The organism is Arthrobacter phoenicis (assembly GCF_047238215.1).
Taxonomy (GTDB): Bacteria; Actinomycetota; Actinomycetes; order Actinomycetales; family Micrococcaceae; genus Arthrobacter.
In genome coordinates, this window is record NZ_JBDFMK010000001.1 from 1,132,848 (window position 1) to 1,157,351 (window position 24,504).

Here is a 24,504-nt window from a genome sequence, read left to right on the forward strand (position 1 = left end):
ACTGCGGGCCACACTCCGCTTTCCTCCACCGGGCCTCGGCGGTCATTTGACTTGCAATGCGCCCCGGGATATGCTTTCGACCAGCGCCCCGATGCATCCCCCAATAGCATCGGGGCGCACCCATATCCGAAACACGGCCGACGCCGGGCGTACGGCGTGACAGGTTCGGGGAATTCCAGAGAGGGTTCAGGGGCCGTGGCGGCACCTGACACCGGTGATGGCGGGGCCGACGACGGCGCCCCGCGGTTGATAGTGGCGCATCAGGCAGGCCCTCCCGTCATTGGGTAGTGGCCGCCTGCATGACCTTTCCCAGAGTAACAAAATGGACCGGCCGGCCCAAGGGTTTAAAACGGATCTTTGAGCTCCCGACGCCGGTGCATCGCGGAGCCGCCGTAGTGCCGGCAGGAACCCGCACCGGCTGCCCTGCGCAGTCCCTTTGTCCGTCGCAGCGGCGGCGTTAGTCTGGTTCCACGCCGCCCGCAACGGAACGAGGAACCGCAATGAAAGCGCTCACCCTGGTGTGGACCGCCGCCGCCACCGCCGCAACCGCCGCCCTGGGCGGGCTGGCCACGGCCCCGGACAGCCGCTGGTACACGACGCTCCGGAAGCCGGAGTGGCAGCCTCCCACCCTGGCGTTCCCGATTGTCTGGACCGCGCTCTACGCGGACATCGCGGTGACCTCCGCCGTCGCCCTCAATAGCGGCGGCCCGGCGGGCGCCCACGGCAACGAGGCCACGGCGGGCGAGGCCCGCCCGTCCGGCAGACCCGCCGCAGCGGAACGGCAAAAGGCAATCCGCGCCTACCGCGCCGCCCTGGCCGCCAATCTCGCACTCAACGCCGGGTGGAGCTGGCTCTTCTGGCGCTCCCGGAAGCCCTGGCTGGCCGCGGCCGAGGCCGGGGTGCTGGCACTCAGCAGCGCCGACCTCGCCCGCCGCACCTACACGCTCAACCGCACCGCCGGCGTCGCGCTGGTTCCTTATCCGCTCTGGTGCGGCTTCGCCACGGTCCTGTCCGCCGCGATCGCCCGGCTGAACCCCGGCCGGCACTGACCTCCCCGCCACATCAGACCCCTCACCAGGACTTACCGCCCAGGACCCCGGCCCGCCAGGCCGCGAGCGCCGGCTCTCCGGCGCGCCCCGGCGTCCCAACCCTAAGTAAATCTTTTGGAAAAATTGCGTTAACCAGCACCGGCCACCCGCTGACCCGGCGGAGAGTGGTCGGTACTCTTTTGGGGTGTCCGGGCCCGGGGAAAGGCCTGGACGCACCGTAATACCAACCAACACCCGTCGCCGGGGACACCTTTGGTGGGGTTTCCGCGCCGGCTGCTGGGCGTTTCGCTGGGGAACGCCCCGCCGAGTGCTCACGTCATTCACTCCGTGTTCATTCACCCCTGTTTTGCTGTGCCGGGACCTGCTTGACCAGGAGCAGCCCGGCCCGTCCGCGGGGCCACAACCCCGGACACCGCACCCAGCCCTTACCCGGGCATCTTCATGAGAGTTAGAGCGAATGAAAATCACACCATGGAAAACAGCGCTGGGTACCGCGCTGTCAGCGGGGCTCATCGCCGCCCCGCTGACAGCCGTTCCGGCCGCAGCACTGGAGGTCTCGCCGGCTGCCGCCGGAACATCGCCGGTGACCATCAACGAGGCGTACCTCAGCGGCGGCAGCGCCGGAGCCGCCTACAAGAACAAGTTCGTGGAGCTGTACAACTCCTCTGACGCACCCGTATCCCTGGAGGGCTGGTCCATCCAGTACCGCTCCGCGACCGGCGCCGGGGCGCCCAGCTCGACGGCGCCGCTCACCGGCACCATCGCGGCCAAGGGGTTCTACCTGCTCAAGGCCGGAAGCAATGGCGCCATCGGCCAGGATCTGCCCGCGGCGGACGCCACGGCCACAGGGTTCAACCCCGCCGTCGGCGGCGGCACGATCATCCTGGCCAAGCAGCCGGCGGCCCTGAACCCGCTGGGCACCGGCTCTGTGATCGAGCCCGCCAACGTCGCGGACATCCTCGGCTACGGCAGCTCGAACACCTTCGAGAGCCAGGCCGCGGCCGCCCCGTCGGGCACCGGCGACGTCCGCAGCCTCAACCGCGCCAACGGTGTGGACAGCAACAACAACGCGACGGACTTCGGCCTCAACACCGTCATCACCCCCGGCGCGACCAACGGCACCGCCGCTCCTGTCGACCCGGCCCCGGGCACTCCCCCGGTGAACCGCACCATCGCCGAGATCCAGGGCACCGGCGCGGCCAGCCCGTTCACCGGCACCACCGCCACCACCCGGGGCAAGGTCACCGCGGCCTACCCCACCGGCGGGATCTCCGGCTTCTACCTGCAGACCCCCGGCACCGGCGGCGACCTGACCCCGGCCAACCACACCGCTTCCGACGGCATCTTCGTCTACGCCCCCGCCGCCGTCGCCTCCGTGAAGATCGGCGACTACCTCGAGGTGACCGGCGAGATCGCCGAGTACTACGGCATGACCCAGCTCAACGTCGCCGGCACCACGGGGATCGCCGCACTGGCCGAGGCCGCCCCGGAGGTCAAGGCCACCGGCTTCAGCCTCCCTGCCAGCGAGGCGTTCCGTGAATCCCTCGAGGGCATGCTGCTGACCCCGCAGGGCCCCGTCACGGTGGCGGACAACTTCTCGCTGAACCAGTACGGCGAGATCGGCCTGGCCGGGGGCACCACCCCGCTCGAGCAGCCCACCGCCGTCGCACCCTACGGCTCCGCCGACTACACCGCCACGGTGGCGGCCAACGCGGAACGCGGCATCAAGCTCGACGACGGCGCCACCACCAACTTCCTCAAGGACGCCGCCGCCAAGGCCCAGCCGCTGCCTTACCTGACCGGCACCGACCCGGTCCGCGTCGGCTCCCCCGTAACGTTCACGACCAACGTGGTCCTGGGCTACGCGAACAACGCCTGGAAGTTCCAGCCGCTGACCCAGCTGACCCCGGCGAACGCCGCCACGGTCCAGCCTGCCCGCTTCGGCGCCACCCGCGCGGATGCCCCCGCGGCCGTGGGCGGCAGCCTCAAGCTCGCCTCCTTCAACGTGCTGAACTACTTCTCCACCACCGGCGACCAGGTGGCCGGCTGCACGTTCTACAAGGACCGCGCCGGCAACCCGATCACCGTCCAGGGCGGCTGCAACGTCCGCGGCGCCGCGAACGCGGAGAACTTCAAGCGCCAGCAGGACAAGATCGTTGCCGCGATCTCCAAGTCCGGCGCCGACGTCGTCACCCTGATGGAGGTGGAGAACTCGGCCCAGTTCGGCAAGAGCCGCGACGCCGCCCTGTCCACCCTGGTGGACGCCCTGAACGTTGCCACCCCCGGCATCTGGGACTACGTCCGCACCCCCGCCAACGCGCCCCCGCTGTCCGACGAGGACATGATCCGCACCGCGTTCATCTTCAAGAAGGCCGCCGCCGAACCGGTGGGCGAGTCCATCATCCTCAACGACACCGTGGCCTTCGCCAGCGCCCGCAAGCCGCTGGCCCAGGTCTTCAAGCCGGCCGGCGCCTCCGATGACAAGAAGTTCATCGCGATCGCCAACCACTTCAAGTCCAAGGGCTCCGCCGCGACCCCGGACGACACGGACAAGGGCCAGGGCAACTCCAACCTCGCCCGCACCGCCCAGGCGCAGTCCCTGCTGGCCTTCGCCGACGAGCTGCAGAAGTCCAAGGGCACGGACAAGGTCTTCCTGGTCGGCGACTTCAACTCCTACGCCAAGGAGGACCCGATCAACGTCCTCACCGGCGCCGGGTACGTCAACCAGGACGAGAAGGCCAGGAACGCCGACGGCTCCGCCAAGCACTCCTATCTCTTCGGCGGCCTGGTGGGCTCCCTGGACCACATCCTCGCCTCCCCGGCGGCCAACGCGGCCGTCACCGGCGCGGACATCTGGAACATCAACTCGGTGGAATCCGTGGCGCTGGAGTACAGCCGCTACAACAACAACGTCACCGACTACTACGCCCCTAACCAGTTCCGCGCCAGCGACCACGACCCCGTGGTGGTGGGCCTGGACCTGAAGGCCGACCCGGCCCTCCCGGCCAGCGTCGAACTCAACCTGTTGGGAATCAACGACTTCCACGGCCGGATCGACTCCAACACCGTGCAGTTCGCCGGCACCATCGAGAAGCTCCGCGCTGCCGCCGCCCCCGGCGCCACCGCGTTCCTCTCCGCCGGCGACAACATCGGCGCCTCCCTGTTCGCCTCCGCGGTGGCCAAGGACCAGCCGACCATCGACGTGCTCAACACCCTGGAACTGCGCACCTCTGCCGTGGGTAACCACGAGTTCGACGGCGGCTGGGCCGACCTGCGTGACCGCGTGATCGCCGGCGGCGCGAACGCCAAGTTCCCGTACCTGGGCGCCAACGTCTACAAGAAGGGCACCACCGAGCCGGTGCTGCCCGAGTACACCGTGCTGGAGCTGAACGGCATCAAGGTGGCCGTGATCGGCACCGTCACCCAGGAAGTCCCGGCGCTGGTCACCCCTGCCGGCATCGCGGACCTCGAGTTCGGCGATCCGGTCGAGGCCATCAACCGGGCCGCCGCGAAAATCAAGGCGGACAAGCTGGCCGACGTGATCGTGGTCGAAAACCACGACGGCGCCGGGTCCGGAGCGCCTGAAGGCGCCACCCTGGAGCAGGAAGTCGCCGCCGGCGGCCCGTTCGCGGCGATGGTCCAGAAGGTCAGCCGGGACGTGGCCGCGATCTTTAACGGCCACACGCACAAGCAGTACGCCTGGGACGCACCGGTCCTGGACGCCGCGGGCCAGCCGACCGGCAAGACCCGCCCGATCGTCCAGACCGGCAACTACGGCGAGTTCATCGGCCAGATCCAGCTCACCATCGACACCAAGACCATGTCCGTCACCGGTTACAAGGCGGCCAACGTCAAGCGCAGCACGGATCCGGGGGCAGACCTGATCGCCGCCTACCCGCGCGTCGCCGCGGTCAAGGCCATCGTGGACAAGGCCGTCGCGGACGCCGCCATGATCGGCAACCAGCCGGTCGGCAAGGTCACCGCGGATATCACCACCGCATTCGGCGGCTCCCCCGCCGTCCGCGATGACCGCAGCAGCGAGTCCACCCTGGGCAACCTCGTGGCCGACTCGCTGGTGGACGCACTGAAGGCACCCGAACTGGGGGGCGCCGAGATCGGCGTCGTGAACCCGGGCGGCCTGCGCAACGAGTTGTACTACGCCCCGGACGGCACCATCACCTACGCCGAGGCCAACGCGGTCCTGCCGTTCGTGAACAACCTCTGGACCACCACCTTGACGGGCGCGCAGTTCAAGACGCTGCTGGAGCAGCAATGGCAGACCAACCCGGACGGCACGGTTCCCAGCCGCGCCTACCAGCAGCTGGGCCTGTCCAAGAACGTGAACTACACCTACGACGCTGCCCGCGCCGCGGGGGACCGGATCACCGCGATCCGGGTCAACGGTGGGCTGATCGATCCGGCGAAGTCGTACCGGATCGGCACGTTCAGCTTCCTGGCCACCGGCGGCGACAACTTCCGGATCTTCACCGCCGGCGCCGGCACGAAGGACTCCGGGCTGGTGGACCGGGACGCGTGGATCGCCTACTTGAAGGCGCACAATCCCGTCTCGCCGGACTTCGCACGCCGTTCCGTGGCCGTGGTCAACACCACCGCGGCCGAGGTCAAGGGCGGAGAGGCCATCACCCTGGCGGTCTCGAAGCTGGACCTCACCTCGCTTGGCAGCCCGGTCAACGCCTCGCTGCGGGCCGAGTTCACCGACGCCGCCGGGAAGGTCACCGCGCTGGGCACCGTCCCGGTCTCGGCCGGCGCCGCCTCGGTCAACCTCGCCGTGCCCGCGGGTGCGGCCGCGGGCACCGGCACCCTGGTGCTCACCGCAGTCGAGTCCGGCACCGTGGTGAAGACCGCGGTGCAGGTGGCGGCCAGCGCCCCGCCGGCACCGGTCTGCACCGCCCCGGCGCCGCCGACCAAGTGGTACGACCTGGCCGGCTGGGTCAAGTACGGCATCGCTTGGGTGAAGTACCAGAAGTGCCTGCGGGGCTGATGCCCTGACAGGCGGGAACGGGCACGCCCCGCCCCGGCCGGAACGGTGGACCACCAGTGCGGTGGGTCCGCCGCCCGGTCCGGGGTCGGGGCGTGCCTGTTGTCGTTGGGGGCCTCAGCCGCCGAGGATGTCCCGGGCGATCTCGTCGGCGTCGCGCAGGGTCCGTTGCCCGCTGCGGTAGACCGGGCCCTGCGCCTGCCGGGCCTCCGCGGCGATCGCGGTGCCCCACTGCGCGGCGGAGAGCTGCAGCCCGAGGACGTAGACCCCCTCCGTCACGGCGCCGTTCGCGGCCACCGGGCGGTACGGGTGCGGGACGACGTCCAGGCCGGTGCTCTGCAGCGGGATGCCCTCGGCGGTCATGGTCAGGCGCGGCCGGACCAGGCCGTCGGCGAGCAGCTGTTCGAGCAGGGGCGAGGCGTTGACGCCCACCCGGTTCGCCGGCGCCAGTGCCTCCACCAGGACGGATGCCTCGACCCGGGCCGGGGTTTCCGCCGGCGCGATGCCCGTGGCTGACCCCGGAGTCTCTCCCGGTCCGCCGACCCACGGGGAGGCGGCCGTGAACACGCCGGCCTTGCGGTCCACCCCGAACTTCGGGTCGGGGCCGACAAAGCTAACCACACCGGCGCGGACCAGCGCCGCGAGCTGCTCGGCGCGCAGGGCGGGCGGCCCGCTGGCCAGCCCCTCCACAAAGGCCTCGAACCAGCCGCGCAGCCCGGCCACCCAGGACTTGTCGGTGATGCCGCCGTCGGCCACCACGGACTTCAGCACGGCGCGTCCATGGTGCAGCGCGCCGATGGTCATCTTCACCGGGTCGTCCTCGCCCAGAGCGGAGCGCCGGGCGTCGTCGAGCAGGTAGTCCGTGACCGCCGCGTCCAGCTCCGCCCGGGAGGCGAAGCTTCGCCCGGCAAGTGGCGCGGCCAGGCCCAGCAGGTCCAGCCGGCAGGCGGGGTCCACGTGCGCCTCGATGACCTCGGTGGCGGCGTCCTCCCACCTGGCGGTGGAGTGCGCGTGCGGGTGCAGCGCTTCTTCCAGCAGGGCCAGGAAGCGTTCCGGGCCGGGTCCGACGGCGTTCGGCTGCGAGCGCGCCAGGGTGGAGTAGTAGGCCCAGACTGCGTCGCGGTGCAGCAGCGGCCACAGGTCGTGGTCGAAGGCGGGCACCACGCCGGCGGCGGCGAACCGGCCCACCGCTTCCTCCGTGAGGTACCGGAGGCTGACCGAGGCCGGGTAGTAGCCGGAGAGGGTGGCCTTCGCCCGGTACGGGGTGCCCCGGCGGGACGCTGCGATGATGAACGGTTCCCGGCCCGAGGGCAGGTAGGTGAACCCGGCGCCGTCGTCCCAGGGCAGGAACGTCCCGCCCCGGCCCTCGGTCAGCTGGCCCATCACGTCGAAGAAGTTCAGCCCCATGCCGCGCACCAGCACCGGCTGCACGGCCGGAATGGCGGACCAGTCGACGTCGGCCGGGACGGCCGGCGGAAGGTAGGTCAGGCCGAGTTCACCGGCGGCCGCCTGCAGCTCGCGCTGTTCGGGGTTCAGCCGGGATTCCAGGTGGCCCAGGGCCAGCACCACCGACCTTGCCCGCAGCGAGGTCCCGTCCGCGAGTTCAACGTCGAACCCGCCGTCGGCTTCGTCCTCACGTGTGACGGGGCGGACCGCCGTCGCGGACGTCCGGTGGAAGGTGACGGTGACGCCTTCGGGCGCCGCAGCGACCAACTCCTCGAGGGTGTGCCGCAGGTAGCGGCCGTACAGCGCACGGCTGGGGAATCCGGTGGCCTCCAGCGCGCTGAGTTCTTCTCGTTCGGCGCCGCTGAGCGCATCGTCCGGGTCCTGGCGTTGGCGTTGCCGCCACTGCTCGAAGGTCCCGCCGGCCAGCGGGGGCGCGAGACCGGGGTCCTGGGGCACCACGGTGGGGTAGAACGATTGGGTGTTCATCAGGTAGAGCCGCGACTGCTCCGGCCGCCAGACGTGCCCCGGGCCGGCCGGGTAGGGGTCGATGACGTCGATCCGCAGGCTGGCGCCGGGGGCCGCGGGGGCCCAGTTGGCGAGCAGCCGTTCCAACACGCTGGTGCCCCGAGGACCGGCGCCGATCAGTGCCGTCCGGATGCTCTGCGTTATTGCCACGGCATCCAGAGTATCGGCATCGGGCCCGGCGGCTTGACTTGCCTGCCCGGCGAGGCAGTTGCTTGGATGGGCCCATGACCACCACTGCTGCTGAGCAATTCCCCGTGTCCGGTGCCGCCCCGGGGGCCGCGCCCGAACCCGTTGACGAAAACATCTGGCTGGAGGAGATCTACGGCGAGGAACAGCTGGCCTGGGTCCGCGAGCAGAACGCCCGCACCGAGGAACTGCTGGAGGACGCGGATTACGCGGAGCTGCAGGAGCGCATCCTGGAAGTCCTGGACTCCACCGACCGGATCGCCATGGTCGCCAAGCACGGCCGCTGGTACTACAACTTCTGGAAGGACGGCACCAACCCCAAGGGCCTGTGGCGGCGTACCGACTGGGACAGCTACCGGGCGGGCTCGCCCGCGTGGGAGGTCCTCCTGGACGTCGACGCCCTGGCAGCCGAGGAGGGCCAGGAATGGGTCTTCCACGGAGCCAACTTCCTCCGCCCGGCCGACGGCGGCGAGCACCGCCGGGCGCTGCTGGCGCTCTCCCCCGACGGCGGCGACGCCAACCGCTACCGCGAGTTCGACGTCGAACGCCGCGCCTTCGTGGACCCGGCCGAGGGCGGCTTCGACCTGCCCACCGCCAAGGGCAACGCGTCCTGGCTGGACGCCGACACCCTGCTGGTCTCCAGCACCGCCGAGGGGCTGCCGCGGACCACGTCCTCCTACGCCAGCACCGGCGTCGTGCTGCGCCGCGGCGGGACCCTGGCCGACGCCGAAACGCTGTTCGAAATCCCCGAAGAGCACATGATGGCCCTGGTGGTGCATGATTCGACGCCCGGCTACGAGCGGACCTTCGCCGTGGACTGGGTCAGCTTCTTCGAGACCCGCACCTCCGTGCTGGTGGACGGGCAGTGGGTGGAGATCGATGTGCCCGCGGACGTGAACGTCAGCTCGCACCGGGACTGGCTCCTGTTCCGGCCGCAGAAGGACTGGACCCTGGAGGGCACCAGCTACCCCGCGGGCTCCCTGCTGGCCGTGAACTTCGACTCCTTCCTCGCCGGAGGCCGCGACCTGTCCGTGCTGTTCACCCCGGATGAGCACACCTCGCTGCAGTCCTGGAGCTGGACCCGGGACTTCCTGCTGCTGAACCTGCTGCGCGATGTGTCCTCTGAGATCCGGGTGCTGGACCCGCAGCGGCCCGGCACCGACTCGGCCTGGGCGGTCAAGGTCCTGGACGCCTGCCCGCCGCTGCACGACGTGAACGCCTACGCCGTCGACGACGAGGACACCGCCGAGGGCGCGGACGGCTCCGGGGACGCCGGGGTCTCGGGGGTCTCCGGGGGCAACGACTTCTGGCTGGTGGCCACCGGCTTCACCACGCCCACCACCCTCACCCGCGGCACGCTCACCCGCGCCGGCGTCGACGGGGTGGTCAGCAACCACGAGGTGGTGCGCACGGCGCCGTCGTTCTTCGAGGAGGACGCCTACGAGGTGCAGCAGCACTTCGCCGTCTCCCAGGACGGGACCCGCGTGCCCTACTTCCAGATCGCGGCGCGCGGCCTGGTCCTCGACGGCCAGAACCCCACCCAGCTCTCCGGCTACGGCGGATTCGAGGTCTCCCGCACCCCTGCCTACAGCGGCGTGGTGGGCCGCGCCTGGCTGGAACGCCGGACCGAGGAGATGGCCGGGGCCGACGGCGGTGCCCCGCACAGCCGCGGCGGCGTCTACGTGGTGGCCAACATCCGCGGCGGCGGCGAATACGGGCCCGCCTGGCACCGCGCCGCCCTCCAGGAGAACCGGCACCGCGCCTACGAGGACTTCGCCGCGGTGGCCAGGGACCTGATCTCCCGCGGCGTGACCTCGCGGGAACGGCTTGGCTGCGTGGGCGGCTCCAACGGCGGCCTGCTGGTGGGAAACATGCTCACCCAGTACCCGGAGCTTTTCGGCGCCGTCTCCTGTGGTGTGCCGCTGCTGGACATGCGCCGGTACAGCAAACTCTCCGCCGGCTATTCCTGGATCGGCGAGTACGGCGACCCGGACGACGCCGGCCAGTGGGAGTTCATCCGGACGTTCTCGCCCTACCACCTGCTCCGGGACGGGGTCGAGTATCCGGAGACGCTGATCTGGACCGCCACCTCGGACGACCGGGTGGGGCCGGTGCAGGCGCGCAAGATGGCGGCACGGATGCAGGCGATGGGGATCCCCAACGTGTGGTTCCACGAGGCGCTCGAGGGCGGCCACGCCGGGGCCTCGGACAACCGGCAGGCCGCGGCGCTGCAGAGCCGAAGCCAGCACTTCCTCTGGCGGGCGCTGGCGGGCAGCGGCGCCTGACCCGGCGGCCCGCCAACCGTTTTGCGCTGCATGGCCGCTTCTGCGTATCCTTGGTGGGCTAGTGATAGCGGATGGAGACGTGCCAGAGCGGCCGAATGGGCTTCACTGCTAATGAAGTGTGGGGCACAACTCCACCGGGGGTTCAAATCCCCCCGTCTCCGCGTTTGGCCCCGGTCCTGGACCGGGGCCTTTTGCGTACCCGGGGTCCTAGCCGGCCTGGCCCAGCACCAGGGGGAGCACGGCTCCCGCGCCGGCCTGGCGCAGGGCCCGGCCCGCCACGGTGACGCTCCAGCGGCTGTCCACCAGGTCATCGATCAGCATCACGCTCTGGCCCTGGATCGAGGAGAGGGCAGCCTCCAGTTCCGGGCCCACCACCAGTCGCTCCCAGACGCCCGCGAGCCGGTACGCGCTGTTGCCGCCGCGGCCGCCCGTGGGTCCGCCGTGGGCCAGCTGCAGCGCGCCGAGGTACGGAATGCGGCCGATCTCCGAGATGCCGCGGGCCAGCGAGTCGACCAGTTCCGGCTTGCTCCGGGACGGGACGCTGACGATTCCCGCCGGCCGGCCTGCCCCGCTCCAGCCGGGGGTCCGGGAATCGCCCTGCCCCCACTCGCGCAGCACCTGGACGCATGCCCGCAGCATCGCCGGGTCCACGGCACGGTCCGGGGCGCCGGCGGCGAACGTCTCGCGCAGCGCGCCGCCCCAGCCGAGGTCCGTCAGGCGGGCGAGTGCCCGGCCGTTGGCCACGCTCTCCTCGGGCTTGATCTTGCCCTTGACGGCCACGCCCAGGCGGTCCATGCCGCTGGGCCACTGCAGACGGGGCTCCAGCACGATCCCGGCGCGGCTGAGCGTGGCATCGGCGGTCTGGGTAGCGTCGGCGGCGATGTCGGCCGGGAACCACCGGCCGGCGCAGTTGTCGCACCGCCCGCAGGGGTGGGCGGTCTCGTCGTCGAGAACGGAGGTAATGTACTCCATCCGGCAGCCGGCGGTGTCCTGGTAGATCACGATGGAGTCCTGCTCGTCCACGCGGGCCTCGGCGATCCGGCGGTACCGTTCGGCGTCGTAGACCCAGGGCACGCCAGTGGAGCGCCAGCCGCCGCCCACCCGCTCCACGGCCCCGTCAACGGCCAAGACCTTGAGGAGCAGTTCCAGCGGCGTCCGGCGCAGGTCCACGCGTGCTTCCAGGGCGACGGTGGAGACGGCAGTTCCGGCCTCGGCCAGCGCGGTCAACACCGCCGCGGCCTTCTCCTCCGAGGGCATTGACGCCGTGGCGAAGTACTGCCAGATATCCCGGTCCTCGGAACCGGGCAGCAGCAGGACGTCCGCGTTCGCGGCGCCACGGCCCGCACGGCCCACCTGCTGGTAGTACGCCACGGGCGAGGACGGGGCACCCAGGTGTACTACGAAGCCGAGGTCAGGCTTGTCGAAGCCCATGCCGAGGGCCGAGGTGGCCACCAGCGCCTTCACCTCGTTGTCCTTGAGCAGCTGCTCCGCCCGTTCCCGGTCCGCCGGGTCGGTCCTGCCGGTGTAGGAGAGCACGTTGTGCCCGGCCTCGGCCAGCAGCCGGGCGGTGTCCTCGGCCGCGGAGACGGTCAGCGTGTAGATGATGCCGCTGCCGGGGAGGTCCCGCAGGTGGGTCAGCAGCCAGCCCAGCCGCTCGCGTGAATCCGGGAGCCGGAGGACGCCAAGCCGGAGGGAGTCCCGGCCCAGGGCGCCTCGGATGGTCAGGACGCCCTCGCCGAGCTGTTCCTCAATGTCGTGGACCACCCGGGAATTGGCGGTGGCCGTGGTGGCCAGGACGGGAACGCTGTCCGGCAGTTGGGTGATCAGGTCGGCGATGCGGCGGTAGTCCGGCCGGAAGTCGTGGCCCCAGTCGGAGATGCAGTGCGCCTCATCGATCACCAAGAGGCCGGTGCGCCGGACCAGTTCGGGGAGCTGGTTCTCGCGGAAGGAGGGGTTGGTGAGCCGTTCCGGGGACACGAGGAGGACGTCCACCTCGTCGGCCGCGAGCTGCTCCCGGACGGTGTCCCATTCGAGCTGGTTGGCCGAGTTGATGGCCACGGCCCGGACCCCGGCCCGGGCTGCGGCGGCAACCTGGTCCCGCATCAGGGCCAGCAGCGGCGACACAATCAGGGTGGGGCCGGCGCCGCGGCGGCGCAGCAGCAGGGACGCGACGAAGTACACCGCGGACTTGCCCCAACCGGTGCGCTGGACCACGAGGGCCCGCCTGCCGCCGTCGACCAACGCCTCGATGGCCTCGAACTGCCCCTCGTGGAAGTCCGCTCCCGGGTTTCCGACGAGCTCGCGCAGCACGTCCTGCGCCTGGGCCCGCGTCGTAGATTCCTCGGCCGTTGGTTCCTGGGGCATGACTGGTGCGTTCTGGGAAGTGGCCATTGCTTCAGTATCCCAGCCCCCTCCGACAGCGACGAAGCCCGCCAGCCCCTATGTGGACAACGTCTCCCGGGAAATCCACATAAGCGGACCTGTTTCGGCTGCGCGGCGGACCGTTCACCGTAAGATGGTGCCCGTGACTAGCGAACAGACCAGGACCTATGACCTCTCGGCCTCCTTCAAGGCCTACGACGTGCGCGGCATCGTCGGCGACTCGATCACCGTCGAGATCGTCGAAGCAGTTGGCGCCGCCTTCGTCGACGTCCTCGAACTGAGCGGACAAACGGTCCTGGTCGGCGGCGACATGCGCCCCTCCTCCCCCGAGTTCAGCCGGGCCTTCGCCAACGGCGCCGCCACCCGCGGGGCCAACGTCCAGCTGCTGGATCTGATCTCCACCGACGAGCTCTACTTCGCCTGCGGCAAGCTCAACGCCGCCGGCGCCACCTTCACCGCCAGCCACAACCCCGCCGAATACAACGGCATCAAGATGGCCAAGGCCGGCGCCGTCCCGATCTCCTCCGAGACCGGACTCAAGGAGATCCAGGCCCGCGCCGAGGAATACCTCAACGCCGGCACCATCCCCGCCCAGGGCACCCGCGGTCTGATCAGCGTCCGCGACGTCCTCAAGGACTACTCCGAGTACCTGCGCAGCCTCGTGGACCTCAGCGGCTCCCGCCCGCTGAAGGTCGTGGTCGACGCCGGCAACGGCATGGCAGGCATGACCACCCCCGCGGTCCTCGGCGACACGCTGCTGCCCAAGCTGCCGCTGGAGATCGTGCCGCTGTACTTCGAACTGGACGGCTCGTTCCCGAACCACCCGGCCAACCCGCTGGAACCGGAAAACCTGCGCGACCTGCAGGCCGCAGTCGTGGAGCACGGCGCCGACATCGGCCTGGCGTTCGACGGCGACGCCGACCGCTGCTTCGTGATCGACGAGAAGGGTGAGCCGGTCTCCCCCTCGGCCGTCACGGGCATGGTGGCCCGCCGCGAGATCGCCCGCGCCAAGGCCAACGGCGAGGACACCCCCACGATCATCCACAACCTCCTGACCTCACGGGCGGTCCCCGAACTGGTCGCCACTGACGGAGGCCGCGCCGTCCGCACCCGTGTGGGCCACTCCTTCATCAAGGCAGTGATGGCCGCGGAGGGCGCCATCTTCGGCGGCGAACACTCCGCGCACTTCTACTTCCGCGACTTCTGGAACGCTGACACCGGCATGCTGGCCGCCATGCACGTTCTGGCCGCACTGGGCGAACAGGACGGCCCGCTCTCCGACCTGGGCCGCGAGTACGAGCCGTACCGGTCCTCCGGCGAGATCAACTCCGAGATCGAGGACAAGGCCGCCGCCGTGGAGCGGGTCCGGCAGGATTTCCACACCGAGGACGTCGAGATCGACTACCTGGACGGCAGCACCTTCATCGCCGCCGACGGCAGCTACTGGTTCAACCTGCGCCCGTCCAACACCGAGCCTTTCCTTCGCCTGAACGTCGAGGCCACGGACCAGGAAACCATGGAACGCATCCGCGACCGGGTGCTGTCCGTGGTCCGGGGCTAACCGGGTGAGCAGCCCGGCCACCGGTTCCTGGCGCAGCTCCGTGCCCGAAGCCAGCGCCACGGACCTGGAGAACCTGCTGGGTACCGGCGTCGGCGCGGCCCAGGAGCAGCTTGAGCGCAACGGCGGATTCCTGCCCTTCGCCCTCGTGGTCCAGAACGACGACGAGGTGCGGCTGGTGGCGGTTACACCGGCCGACGCCGCCGACGGCACGGACGGGGACTTCGACGCCGACGCCATGATCGCCGACCTGACGGAACTCCTCCGCCAGCACCGGGACGAGTTCCGCGCCGCGGCGATCGTCTGCGACATCACGCTGGTGGAGGAAGACTCCGACGCCATCCACGTCGCGGCCGAACACCGCGACGGCAACGTCTTTGCCGCCGTCCTTCCCTACTCCGGCGACGACAGCGGGGACCTCCACTTCGGGGATCTCGCGGCGGACTCCAACGAGCCCACCGTCTGGGTGGACTAGACCAACAGCAGACCATGAGGATCAACGCCTTCGCCGACGTCAGCCTGCGGGCCATGATGGTCCTGGCGGCAGCCCCCGGCGGCGGCCTGCTCACCACGCAGGCCGTCGCCGATGCCGTCGGCACCCCGTACAACCACGTCAGCAAAGCCATGGCCAACCTGCGGATGATGAGGCTGATCGACGTCGAACGCGGCCGCCACGGCGGATCCCGGCTCAGCGCCGCCGGCCGCCGCGCCACCGTGGGCGAGCTGCTGCGCGCCCTCGACACCCGGCAGGATCCAGCCGACTGCGAGGTGCCCGGCGGCACCTGCCCGCTGATCGCCGAATGCCACCTCCGGGGCGCCCTGCACCGGGCCCGCGAGGCCTTCTACCGCGAACTCGACGACATCGTCATCTCCTCACTGCCCACCGAACGGCAGATGAACCCCGTCTTCGCCTCGATCGGCCTGCGACCCGACCTCTAAGCGGCACAGCTGCGCACCCCGAGCACTGAGAAGCAGCGCCCGGCGCCGCAGCCCACGGAACCGTCCCGCGCCCGGAACCCCAAGCCGCCCGCCGCCCGGTCACGATTTGCACCGAACTTCTACGAGCTGTAGAAAAGTGTATGTAAATACTTGTATTTGAAATACCAGTATGGACGCACAGGGTCCGCCTGAAGACGCCGGACCACTACCTCAGGAGTCAGCACATGCTCTCGGACAAGTCCTTCCCCGTCATCGAGGCCACCCTGCCGCTGGTCGGATCCCGCATCGGAGACATCACCCCCAAGTTCTACGCCCGGCTCTTCGGCGCACACCCGGAACTGCTGGACGGCCTCTTTAGCCGGTCCAACCAGCGCAACGGCAACCAGCAGCAGGCTCTCGCCGGGAGCATCGCCGCCTTCGCCAGCCACCTGGTGGCCAACCCCGGTACCCTGCCGGAGACCGTCCTCTCCCGCATCGCCCACCGGCACGCTTCCCTCGGCATCACCGAACCGCAGTACCAGGTGGTCTACGAGCACCTCTTCGCCGCCATCGCCGAAGATCTGGCCGAGGTCATCACCCCCGAGATCGCGGAGGCGTGGACCGAGGTGTACTGGCTGATGGCCGACGCGCTGATCAAACTGGAGAAGGGCCTCTACGCCGCGCAGGCCAACGACGCAATGTGGACCCCGTGGCGGGTGGCAGCCAAGCGCCCCGCCGGCACTGGCTCCATGACCTTTGTCCTGGAACCCGCGGACAGCACCCCGGTCACGGCCGCGCTGCCCGGCCAGTACGTGAGCGTCAAGGTCACCCTTCCGGACGGCGTGCGCCAGGTCCGCCAGTACTCCCTCTCCGGCGACGCCGGGACCAGCCGCACCTTCACCACCAAGATCGACGACGGCGGCGAGGTCTCCCCCGTCCTGCACAGGAACGTCCAGGTCGGCGACATCCTCGAGATCTCCAACCCCTACGGCGAGATCACCCTCAAGGAGGGCGACGGCCCGGTGGTGCTGGCCTCGGCCGGCATCGGCTGCACGCCGTCGGCCTCCATCCTGCGCTCGCTCGCCGCCGAGGGCTCGGACCGCCGGGTGCTGGTGTTGCACGCCGAAAGCACGCTGGAGAGCTGGGCGCTGCGCTCCCAGATGACCGACGACGTCGAACGCCTCGACGGCGCTGAGCTGCAGCTCTGGCTCGAACGCCCGGCGGCGGGAACCCCCGCCTGCGAAGGGTTCATGAGCCTGCGCGAGGTGGACCTGCCCGCGGACGCATCCCTGTACTTGTGCGGCCCGCTGCCGTTCATGAAGAACATCCGCAACGAGGCGATCAACGCCGGGATCCCCGCCACGAAGATCCACTACGAGGTCTTCGGCCCGGACATCTGGCTCGCCAACTAGGACCCGGCCGGACCGACTGCTCAACGTTAAACAGACGGCGGCCCCGCACCTGTGAAGGTGCGGGGCCGCCGTCGTGGTGCCGTAAGGCTAGGAGTGCGAGGCCATCCGGGCCTTGAGCGACTCAAGTTCGGCTCGCAGGGCGTCGGGCAGCGAGTCGCCGAAGCGGGCGTACCACTCCTCGATGGAGGCCAGCTCGGTGTCCCATTCCTCACGGTCCACGCGGACGGCGTCCTCGACGTGGGCGTGGGTCAGGTCCAGGCCGGTCAGGTCCAGGGCATCGCCGGTGGGGACGTAGCCGATGGGAGTCTCGACGGCGTCAGCCTTGCCCTCGATGCGCTCGATGGCCCACTTGAGGACTCGGGCGTTGTCACCGAAGCCGGGCCAGGCGAAGCCGCCGTCAGCGGTGCGCCGGAACCAGTTCACCAGGAAGATGTGCGGCAGGCGCTCCGGGTTGGCCTTGCCCGAGACGCTGATCCAGTGCTTGAGGTAGTCACCGGCGTCGTAGCCCATGAAGGGCAGCATGGCCATCGGGTCGCGGCGCAGCACGCCCACCTGGCCGGAGGCGGCGGCGGTGGTCTCGGATGAGAGGGTGGACCCCATGAAGATGCCGTTGGTCCAGTCGCGGGCTTCGGTCACCAGCGGCACCGTTGTCTTGCGGCGGCCGCCGAAGAGGATCGCGGAGATTTCGACGCCCTCGGGGTTGTAGTACTCCTCGGCGAGCATGTCGACCTGGGAGATCGGGGTGCAGAAGCGCGAGTTCGGGTGCGCGGCCGGCTTGTCCGAGTCCGGGGTCCAGTCGTTGCCCTGCCAGTCGATCAGGTGAGCATGCACTTCGTCGGTCATGCCCTCCCACCACACGCCGCCGTCGTCGGTGAGCGCGACGTTGGTGAAGATGCTGTGGCCCTTGGCAATGGCGCGCATGGCGTTCGGGTTGGTGCCCCAGCCGGTGCCGGGGGCGACGCCGAAGAGGCCTGCCTCCGGGTTGGTGGCGCGCAGCTCACCTTCCTTGCCGATCCGCATCCAGGTGATGTCGTCGCCGAGGGTCTCGACCTCCCAGCCATCGATGGTGGGGTCGAGGAGGGCGAGGTTGGTCTTGCCGCAGGCGGACGGGAACGCCGCGGAGACGTAGTACGACTTCTTCTCCGGGGAGGTGAGCTTGAGGATGAGCATGTGCTCGGCCAGCCAGTCCTCGTCCCGGGCCATCACCGAGGCGATGCGCAGGGCGTAGCACTTCTTGCCCAGCAGGGCGTTGCCGCCGTAGCCGGAGCCGTAGGACCAGATGGATCGCTCCTCGGGGAAGTGCACGATCCACTTCTCCGGGTTGCATGGCCAGGTGACGTCGGCCTGGCCCTCTTCCAGCGGCGCGCCCAGGGAGTGCAGGGCGGGGACGTAGAAGGCGTTGGTGGCGGTGATCTTGTCCAGCACCTTGGTGCCGATGGTCGCCATGATCCGCATGGAGGCGACGACGTAGGCGCTGTCGGTGATCTCGACGCCGAACTTGGGATCCTCGGCGTCGAGGTGGCCCATCACGAAGGGAATAACGTACATGGTGCGGCCGCGCATGGAGCCGCTGAACAGGCCGCGCAGCTTCTCCTTCATCTGCGACGGTTCCATCCAGTTGTTGGTGAAGCCGGCGTCGCGCTCGTTCTCCGAGCAGATGAAGGTCTGTTCCTCGACCCGGGCAACGTCGGCGGGATCGGAGAACGCCGCAAAGGAGTTGGGGAACAGCTTTTCGTTCAGCCGGGTCAGGGTGCCGGCGGCAACGAGCTCGTCAGTGAGACGCGTGTTCTCCTCTTCCGAACCATCAACCCAGTGGATCCGATCCGGCCGGGTCAGTTCGGCTACCTCTTCAACCCATGCCAGTAGACCGGCATGCGTGGTGGGTGCTTTCTCAAGCAGCGGCATGTTCGCCAGATCGCCCATTACGGTTCCCTTCTTCGGGTTCAGTGGTGTGTCCTAAATGCTAGGGGTCGGCGTAGATTCAGATTCGGGACTTATTGCGTCTTGACGGCGCCGGGCAAAAGCAAAAACCGCGACATTTCGCGGAATAGTAAGTCCAAGCGATGGTTTATTTGTGATCAAGGTCACATAGACCGGTCTAGTCGTGGAGATTACAGCGCCCTCGATTTGGCACTCGCGGCACACCTCGCGTAAAGTAATTCGAGGTTCGGGGGAGCGAGAAACTCCGAAGAGCCGAAGATGCGCCCATAGCTCAGCTGGATAGAGCGTCTGTCTACGGAACAGAAGGTCAGGGGTTCGAATCCCTTTGGGCGCACAGAGAAAAGAAATCCGCACCGGTCCGCCGGTGCGGATTTTTTTATGCCCGCAGGCAGCCGTGCCCCCAGAGTTCCGGGCGCAGGGCGGGCACAGTGCCGGGCGCGGAGGTTCCGGGAAATCCGCGGCGGAATCGGACCGGCGCACCCCGGGTCCGCGGCGCGCCAGTCCGGAACCGTAGCGCGGACCGCGCGGGGCTAGGCTGTTGCCATGACGGCGCAGATTGAACGGGAATTCGATGTCATCGTGATCGGCGCTGGCGCCGTGGGCGAGAACGTTGCGGAGCGGGTGGTCAAGGGCGGCCTCACCGCGGTCCTGATCGAGGCGGAACTGGTGGGCGGCGAATGCTCCTACTGGGCCTGCATGCCGTCGAAGGCCCTCCTGCGGCCAGGCACGGCACTGCACGGAGCCCAGAGCGTCCCCGGCGCCGAAGAGGCGGTCACCCGGGTCCTGGACACCGACGCCGTCCTGAAACGCCGCGACTACTTCACCTCCAACTGGCAGGACGACAGCCAGGTCGAGTGGGTGGAGAACACCGGCATCGAACTGATCCGCGGCCACGGCTGGCTCACCGGCGAGCGCCGCGTGGAGGTGGCCGGCCTCGACGGCAACAGCTATGCCCTCACCGCCAACCGCGCCGTCGTCATCGCCACCGGGTCCCGTCCCAGCATTCCGCCGATCGAGGGCCTGGACGACGTCGACTTCTGGACCACGCGGGAGGCCACCTCCGCCCACGAGATCCCCGAGCGCCTGGGCGTCCTGGGCGGCGGCGTGGCCGGCACCGAACTGGCGCAGGCCTTCGCCCGACTGGGCTCCTCCGTGACCGTGGTGGCCCGCGGCGCCCTGCTGGGGTCTTATCCGGAGGAAGCGGCGGACCTGGTCAAGGCCGGGTTGCGGGCCGACGGCGTCGAAATTCACGTCAACACCGCTACCAAGAGCGTCGCTACCAACGACGACGGCTCCCTCACCCTGGAGACCGGCGGCGGCACCGTCACCGTGGACAAGCTCCTCGTGGCCACCGGCCGCCACCCCGCACTGGAGGGACTCGGCCTGGAGAGCGTGGGCCTGGCCGCCGGGGATGGCAAGGAACTGAAACTGCGCACCGACGCCACCGGCCTGGTCCAGGACGCGGAAGGCAACGCCGCCGGACCCTGGCTTTACGCCGTGGGCGACGCGGCCGGCAAGGTGATGCTGACCCACCAGGGCAAATACGAGGCCCGCGCCACCGGTGACGCGATCGCCGCCCGCGCCGACGGCTCCCTGACCAACGACCCGGCCCCGTGGAGCCGCTACGCCCAGACCGCCGACGAGCACGCCGTTCCCAACGTGGTCTTCACCGACCCGGAACTGGCCGGCGTTGGCCGCAGCCTGGAGCAGGCGAAGAAGGACGGCTACACGGCGACCACGGTGGAGCTGCCGATTGAGGTGGCAGGCTCCTCCCTGCACTCGGAGCACTACAAAGGCTGGGCGCAGCTGGTGGTGGACGAGGACCGCCGGGTCCTCCTCGGCGCCACCTTCGCCGGCCCGGACGTGGCCGAGCTGCTGCACGCCGCCACGATCGCCATCGTGGGCGAGGTGCCGCTGGACCGGCTGTGGCACGCCGTCCCCTCCTACCCGACTATCAGCGAGGTGTGGCTGCGGCTGCTGGAGAGTTACGGGCTGTAGCCGCTCCCGGGGAACCGGGGCTGTTCCGTTCCCCACATCTATTTGAACTGACCGGTCAGTTTAGTTAGCCTTGAAGCAGATAACTTCTGCGAAAGGCTCCTTTCCGTGCTCAGCGTTCACCAGGTCTCCGTCAAGGGCCGGCGCGTCCCGCTGCTCCCGCCCACCTCACTGCAGGCGGCCCGCGGCGAGCTGCTGCTCGTCACCGGCGACCGCCAGGACCAGCGCACCGCCCTGGCCCTGACCCTGTCCGGGCGGATGAAGCCCTCCGCCGGCACCGTCGAGTGGGACCGCCACGGCCGGATCAAGCAGCTGCGGCAGCGCGCCGCCGTCGTCGACGCCCCGGGCGTGAACGAACCCGAGCCGCACCTGAGCGTCCGCGACCTAGTGACCGAGGACCTCGCCTTGGTCCCCCGCCGGTACCGCGGGGCCCTGCTCAGCACGCCGTGGCTCAAGGTCAACCGGTTCGAGGACATCGCCGGCGCCTGGGCCGATGACCTGGCCGCCGACCGCCGACTGGAGCTCCTGACCGCGCTGGCGTTGGCCAACCCGCGGACGGACCTGCTGGTGGTGGACTCCCCCGACCGCCACAGCGGCGACCCGGCGGACTGGCTGCCCCGGCTTGAGGAGCTCGCGTACGACGCCGGCCGGCCCCTCGCCGTCGTCGCCACCGTCGCCGCCGTCCCCGCCGGCTGGACCGGTCCAGTCGCCGCGATCGGCAACGCCGCTGAAGCCGCAGAAGCCGCCGACGAACCCGAAGATCCCCAAACACTTTTCCCCACCGGGGACCCCGCCGCAGCGCTGGCCCCCGCCGAACCCGTCGTTGAAACCGAGGACATCCGATGACCGTCTTGCGGCTGGCCCGCTCCGAACTCAAGCGCATGACCGGTGGCCTGCTCCCGAAGCTGACCATCCTGGCCCTGACCCTGGTGCCGCTGCTCTACGGCGCGGTGTACCTCTACGCCAACTGGGACCCGTACGGGAAGCTGAACCAGATCGACGCCGCCCTGGTGGTCGAGGACAGCGGCGCCACCACCGCCGACGGCTCCCGCCTGGACGCCGGCCACAAGGTGGCGGACAGCCTGCTGGAGAGCCACGTCTTCAACTGGCAGCAGGTCTCCAGCTCCGCGGACGCGGACGAGGGCGTCAGCAGCGGCAAGTACGCCTTCGCCCTGAAGATCCCCCGCGATTTCTCCGCCAACCTGGCCTCCCCCGGCAGCTTCGACGCCGCCAATCAGGCCATGCTGAACGTCACCACCAACGACGCGAACAACTACCTCCTGAGCACCATCGTGGACAAGCTGACGACGGCGGTCCACGGCACGGTGGCCAAGGAGGTGGGTGAGGAGACCGCCAACCAGCTGCTGACCGGCTTCGGAACCATCCACTCGCAGATGCTCAAGGCCTCCGACGGCGCGCACAGCCTCGCCGACGGCGTTTCCTCGCTGCACACCGGCGCGGCCTCCCTGCACGAGGGCACCGGGTCGCTCCGAAGCGGGGCCGCCGAGCTCGCGGCCGGCCAGCACAAGCTGCTCGACGGTGCCAACGCCCTCAACAGCGGCGCGGGGCAGCTCTCCTCCGGGCTGGGCCAGCTCAAGGACAAGACCGCCACCCTGCCGCAGGACTCGCGGCAGCTGGCCGACGGCGCCGCCCAGGTGGCCGCCGGGAACGCCGCGCTCAACGCCAAGGTCCAGGGCCTGGCCGGGCAGATGGCCGCGGCGGACCAGGCCGCTGCGCAGGCCCAGCGCGCCAAGGTGGTGGAGTCGACCGCCCGTCTGGTGGCCTCCGGGCTGATGCTCCAGCCCCAGGCCGACGCGCTGATGGCCGACTACGACGCCCACAACACCCCCGCCCCCTCCGGCGCGGCCGCCGCACTGAAGGGCGCCGCCGGGCAGATCCAGCAGCTCGCGGACGGCTCGGCAGCCGTCAGCGCGGGCGCCTCCCGGCTCGCCGGGGCAACGCCGGCCCTCACCGACGCCGTAGGCAAGGCCTCCGCCGGCGCCGACCAGCTGGCGGGCGGCTCCGCGGCCCTGGCCAGCGGGGAAAAGAACGCCGCGGCCGGAGCCGACAAGCTCTCCGACGGCGCAGCGCAGCTCGACGACGGTGCGGCGCAGCTGGACAGCGGCTCCGCCAAGGCGGCCGACGGCGCCGGCACCCTGGCCGGGGAGATCGCCAAGGGCGCGGGACAGGTCCCCAACCCGGACGACTCGCAGAAGAACAGCCTGGCCAAGGTCATGGCCGACCCGGTGGCCGTCAGCAACGTCTCCCAGGCCAAGGCCGGGTCCTACGGCGCCGGGCTCGCGCCCTTCTTCCTGACCCTCGCCCTGTGGATCGGCATCTTCATGCTGGTCCAGGCCATGCGCCCGATCACGCAGCGTGCCCTGGCCTCCAACGCGCCGTCGTGGAAGATCGCCGCCGGCGGCTGGCTGCCGTTCCTGACCGTCGCGGCCGTCCAGGCCAGCCTGCTCACCCTGGTGGTGGACGTGGGACTGGGCCTGAACCCGGTCCACCCGGTGCTGATGTGGGTGCTGATGCTCGCCGCGGCGATGGCCTTCAGCGCCATCATCCAGGGCATCGTGGCGCTGCTGGGCACCCCCGGCAAGCTGGTGGTGCTGATCCTGCTGGTCCTGCAGCTGGTCTCCTCCGGCGGCACGTTCCCGTGGCAGACCACGCCCGAGCCGCTGCACCTGGTGCACCAGGTCCTGCCGATGGGCTACGTGGTGGGCGGCATGCGGCACCTGATCTACGGCGCCGACCTGGCCGGGATCGTGCCCGTGATGCTGGGCCTGGTTGGCTACACTGTGCTGGGACTGGCGATGTCCGCCGTCGCCGTCCACAAACACAAGTTCTGGACGCTCAAGACCCTGAAACCGGAGATCGCGGTATGACCAGCAACGCCACCGAGGCCGGGGACAAGAAGCTCCGGCCCGGGCGCACCGGGGCCACCAAGCAGAAGCTGTTCGAGGCCTCGATGGAGTTGATCGGCGAACGCGGCGCGGCCGGCGTGACGGTGGATGAGATCGCCGCCGCCGCGGGCGTATCCAAGGGCACGGTCTACTACAACTTCGGCAGCAAGTCGGACCTGATCGCGCAGCTGCTGCGGTACGGCGTGGACATCCTCATGACGCGGCTGCTCAGCGTCAAGGACGAGGCCGACGACCCGCTTCTGGCGATGGACGCGATGATCGGCCAGGCGATGGACTTCATGGCCGAGTACCCGTCCTTCGCCCGCCTTTGGGTCAGCGAGAACTGGCGCACCCCCAGCGAGTGGCAGGACACCTTCGCCGAGCTGCGCGGCCGCCTCCTGGGCGTCATCCGGGCCTCGATCGAGGCCGTGGCCGCCCGCTACCCCGTGGATCCGGACATCTCCCGCGGCAGCCTGGAGACCGCGATCTTCGGCGCCTGCTTCGTCGTGGGCCTGGACCGGCAGACCTACAACCCGGAGCGAACCCGGGAACAGAGCGTCGCCGCAATCATGGCCAGCATGCGTGGCTACGTCCTGAAGTAGCCCCGCTCGGGGATGATGGACTCCATGCGCCACATGGGGAGAAGCGGGAAGACCGCCATCGGAGCCGCCCTCGCGGCGCTGGCCCTGCTGGTGCTCGCCGGATCCACCCTCAACGGGACGGTGGCGCTGTGGTTCCTGGCGGCCGCGGCGCTGGCCTACGTGGCGTGCGTGACCGAGATGCTGGTCCGACGTCGGCACAAGACCCTGCTGGCCAGCGGGGTGGGCAGTGTCCTCTTCATCGCTTTCGGCATAGCATTCCTCCGCCAATGGGGACTCGCCTTCAACCCGGATCCGGAGGCC

14 protein-coding genes and 2 tRNA genes are annotated in these 24,504 nt (G+C 69.9%); 13 read left to right on the forward strand and 3 right to left on the reverse strand.

The features are described from left to right. Positions 1-500 precede the first annotated feature (500 nt). The gene (locus ABC337_RS05215; protein ID WP_412884880.1) at positions 501-1,049 is read left to right on the forward strand and encodes a TspO/MBR family protein; all 549 of its coding nucleotides are present in this window, start codon (positions 501-503) and stop codon (positions 1,047-1,049) included. A gap of 457 nt (positions 1,050-1,506) precedes the next feature. After that, positions 1,507-6,051, forward strand: coding sequence for an ExeM/NucH family extracellular endonuclease (locus ABC337_RS05220; RefSeq protein ID WP_412884879.1), 4,545 nt, complete (start codon positions 1,507-1,509; stop codon positions 6,049-6,051). A gap of 114 nt (positions 6,052-6,165) precedes the next feature. On the opposite strand, the gene ABC337_RS05225 is transcribed toward ABC337_RS05220, so the two are convergent. Beyond that, positions 6,166-8,169, reverse strand: coding sequence for an FAD/NAD(P)-binding protein (locus ABC337_RS05225; RefSeq protein WP_412893214.1), 2,004 nt, complete (start codon positions 8,167-8,169; stop codon positions 6,166-6,168). Positions 8,170-8,243: 74 nt separating this feature from the next. Between ABC337_RS05225 and ABC337_RS05230 the strand changes: the two genes are divergently transcribed. Together ABC337_RS05230 and ABC337_RS05235 are read left to right on the forward strand one after the other, a co-directional pair. Continuing rightward, a complete protein-coding gene (locus ABC337_RS05230; RefSeq protein ID WP_412884877.1) occupies positions 8,244-10,490 on the forward strand; it encodes a prolyl oligopeptidase family serine peptidase in 2,247 nt (748 codons plus the stop codon). Between the two features lie 73 nt (positions 10,491-10,563). Then, positions 10,564-10,651, forward strand: a tRNA-Ser gene (locus tag ABC337_RS05235). Between the two features lie 46 nt (positions 10,652-10,697). On the opposite strand, the gene ABC337_RS05240 is transcribed toward ABC337_RS05235, so the two are convergent. Continuing rightward, positions 10,698-12,854 (reverse strand): RecQ family ATP-dependent DNA helicase, encoded by a 2,157-nt coding sequence (locus ABC337_RS05240; protein ID WP_412884876.1) that lies wholly within the window; start codon positions 12,852-12,854, stop codon positions 10,698-10,700. Positions 12,855-13,014: 160 nt separating this feature from the next. On the opposite strand from ABC337_RS05240, the gene ABC337_RS05245 reads away from it, so the two are divergent. From ABC337_RS05245 to ABC337_RS05260, 4 genes are all read left to right on the forward strand, one after another. After that, positions 13,015-14,433: a phosphomannomutase/phosphoglucomutase gene (locus ABC337_RS05245; protein ID WP_412884875.1), complete on the forward strand. Its 1,419-nt coding sequence runs from the start codon at positions 13,015-13,017 to the stop codon at positions 14,431-14,433. Positions 14,434-14,437: 4 nt separating this feature from the next. After that, positions 14,438-14,905, forward strand: a complete 468-nt coding sequence (locus ABC337_RS05250) for a hypothetical protein (protein ID WP_412884874.1) — start codon at positions 14,438-14,440, stop codon at positions 14,903-14,905. A 14-nt stretch (positions 14,906-14,919) separates the two neighbouring features. Next, a complete protein-coding gene (locus ABC337_RS05255) occupies positions 14,920-15,369 on the forward strand; it encodes an RrF2 family transcriptional regulator (RefSeq protein WP_412884873.1) in 450 nt (149 codons plus the stop codon). 224 nt (positions 15,370-15,593) lie between these two features. Beyond that, positions 15,594-16,760 (forward strand): globin domain-containing protein, encoded by a 1,167-nt coding sequence (locus tag ABC337_RS05260; RefSeq protein WP_412884872.1) that lies wholly within the window; start codon positions 15,594-15,596, stop codon positions 16,758-16,760. Between the two features lie 87 nt (positions 16,761-16,847). Here ABC337_RS05260 and ABC337_RS05265 read toward each other — a convergent pair whose 3' ends face one another. Continuing rightward, a complete protein-coding gene (locus ABC337_RS05265; RefSeq protein WP_412884871.1) occupies positions 16,848-18,683 on the reverse strand; it encodes a phosphoenolpyruvate carboxykinase (GTP) in 1,836 nt (611 codons plus the stop codon). 278 nt (positions 18,684-18,961) lie between these two features. Between ABC337_RS05265 and ABC337_RS05270 the strand changes: the two genes are divergently transcribed. The 5 genes from ABC337_RS05270 to ABC337_RS05290 all read left to right on the forward strand — a co-directional run bounded on the left by ABC337_RS05270 (position 18,962) and on the right by ABC337_RS05290 (position 24,204). Next, positions 18,962-19,035, forward strand: a tRNA-Arg gene (locus ABC337_RS05270). 209 nt (positions 19,036-19,244) lie between these two features. Then, entirely contained in the window at positions 19,245-20,699 is a 1,455-nt protein-coding gene (locus ABC337_RS05275; RefSeq protein WP_412884870.1) for a dihydrolipoyl dehydrogenase family protein, read from the forward strand. A gap of 105 nt (positions 20,700-20,804) precedes the next feature. After that, a complete protein-coding gene (locus ABC337_RS05280) occupies positions 20,805-21,542 on the forward strand; it encodes an ABC transporter ATP-binding protein (protein WP_412884869.1) in 738 nt (245 codons plus the stop codon). Beyond that, positions 21,539-23,584 carry a YhgE/Pip family protein gene (locus ABC337_RS05285; protein ID WP_412884868.1) on the forward strand — a complete coding sequence of 682 codons (2,046 nt, stop codon included), beginning with the start codon at positions 21,539-21,541 and terminating at the stop codon, positions 23,582-23,584. Before ABC337_RS05280 ends, ABC337_RS05285 begins: the two co-directional genes overlap by 4 nt. Continuing rightward, a complete protein-coding gene (locus ABC337_RS05290) occupies positions 23,581-24,204 on the forward strand; it encodes a TetR/AcrR family transcriptional regulator (RefSeq protein WP_412884867.1) in 624 nt (207 codons plus the stop codon). The genes ABC337_RS05285 and ABC337_RS05290 overlap by 4 nt, the downstream gene beginning before the upstream one ends. The last annotated feature ends 300 nt before the right edge of the window (positions 24,205-24,504 follow it).